Here is a 1,361-nt window from a genome sequence, read left to right as displayed (position 1 = left end):
TAGGCCCTGTTGACAAAGTCCGTGGTGATAGTGCGATAAGATCGCTCCATGGCGGAGGTTTTTGATGTCCACACTTGATCGAGAAATAAGACTTCGACTTAGTGTGCAACACGCGTTGCTTGGGGCAGTATCGTCGGCGCTAGCCGCTGTTACGTGCGGCTGGAATGGCAACGAGATTGTCCTCGAATTCTTGGTTGACTCGGACTTCAATGATGAAGATCGAGAACGTATGGAGGTAGTCGCATCTGAGGTCGTCGCGGATTTCGGTGATGAAGCGATAACGACTATCTTCACGTCACTACCTTCAGAAGGGCCGAAGATCCCAGTCGCTAAGCGATGGTGGGCTTACAAGCGATTTCAGCCAAACGCCATGTCAGTTGATCGAAAACTGGAGTGGCCCATCGTTGTGCAGATACTCGCGCTTGTCGACAGGCTCTTTCAAGAGAAAGCGTCCTGGCCGGAACTCATCAAGCAAATAAGAGGTGCAGCCGACGTGGATATTTTGACGGCGGGAAAGATTGCGCTTTCCCACAATGGATGGCGACGATTGTGTAACTATCGGATCAATCATGATCCTGAATGCAAGAAACAGGCGTCACGGCACATGAAAATCCATGGGCCAAGCTCACTGATTTCATCAATCGGCGGACGCTTTGCCGTCGCAGGGCCAGAGTTGAACTAAAGGCGTTCCGTGAAGTGCGGCAGCCAGATTTTTGCGGCGGCCAGTGAAAGGAACGCTTCGAAGGAAGTTCGCGTTTTGTCGTAACGGGTGGCAACCCTGCGGAACTGCTTGAGCCGATTGAACATTCGCTCGATTCTGTTGCGGTCTTTATATGTTTGAAAGTCGCAGGATGGCGGGTTTTTGCGGTTCGCTTTCGGCGGGATAACTGGACGAACACCGTGGATAAGCAGCTCTTCACGAATGGCGTCGCCGTCGTAGCCCTTGTCGGCGAGAAATGACCTGGGTTTGCCGACGGGCATGGCGAGAAGCGCGGGAACGGCGCTGTAGTCGGAGGTCTGGCCACCTGTCAGGACAAAGCCAAGAGGGCGTCCCTGACCGTCTGCGCGGGCATGGATTTTCGTCGTAAAGCCGCCGCGTGATCGACCAAAACCCTCCTTGTGAGTCCCCCTTTAGCGCCCGCAGCCTGCGAATGGCCGCGAACCGTGGTGCTGTCGATCATATGTTGCCAGTCGTCAGTCAGCCCAAGTTCGACAAGCGTTTCCAGAAGTGCGTCCCATACGCCTTGTTCGGCCCAGCGACGGAAACGAACATAGACCGAATTCCATTTGCCATATCGCTCGTGCATATCTCGCCACGGACAGCCAACGCGCAGAACATGGAGCATGCCATTGAAAAAGCG

The 1,361-nt window shown here is 54.3% G+C and carries 1 protein-coding gene and 1 pseudogene; one reads left to right on the top strand and one right to left on the bottom strand.

All coding sequences use genetic code 11. The annotated features are described in order from the left end of the window. The first annotated feature begins 64 nt into the window (after nt 1-64). Nucleotides 65-682, top strand: a complete 618-nt coding sequence (locus GA0061101_RS40710) for a MafI2 family immunity protein (RefSeq protein ID WP_245297678.1) — start codon at nt 65-67, stop codon at nt 680-682. Here GA0061101_RS40710 and GA0061101_RS41290 read toward each other — a convergent pair. Continuing rightward, nucleotides 679-1,361 (bottom strand): annotated as a pseudogene (locus tag GA0061101_RS41290) (IS5 family transposase); the annotation flags it as partial. The gene GA0061101_RS40710 and the pseudogene GA0061101_RS41290 sit on opposite strands and share 4 nt — an antisense overlap.

Origin of the sequence: Martinezella lusitana, assembly GCF_900094565.1 — a bacterium.
GTDB lineage: Bacteria > Pseudomonadota > Alphaproteobacteria > Rhizobiales > Rhizobiaceae > Rhizobium > Rhizobium lusitanum.
This window is presented reverse-complemented; position numbering and strand designations above follow the sequence as displayed.

Coding starts and splice junctions, on each gene's coding strand:
- GA0061101_RS40710 (WP_245297678.1), top strand. CDS start 65: ATGTCCACACTTGATCGAGAAATAAGACTTCGACTTAGTGTGCAACAC.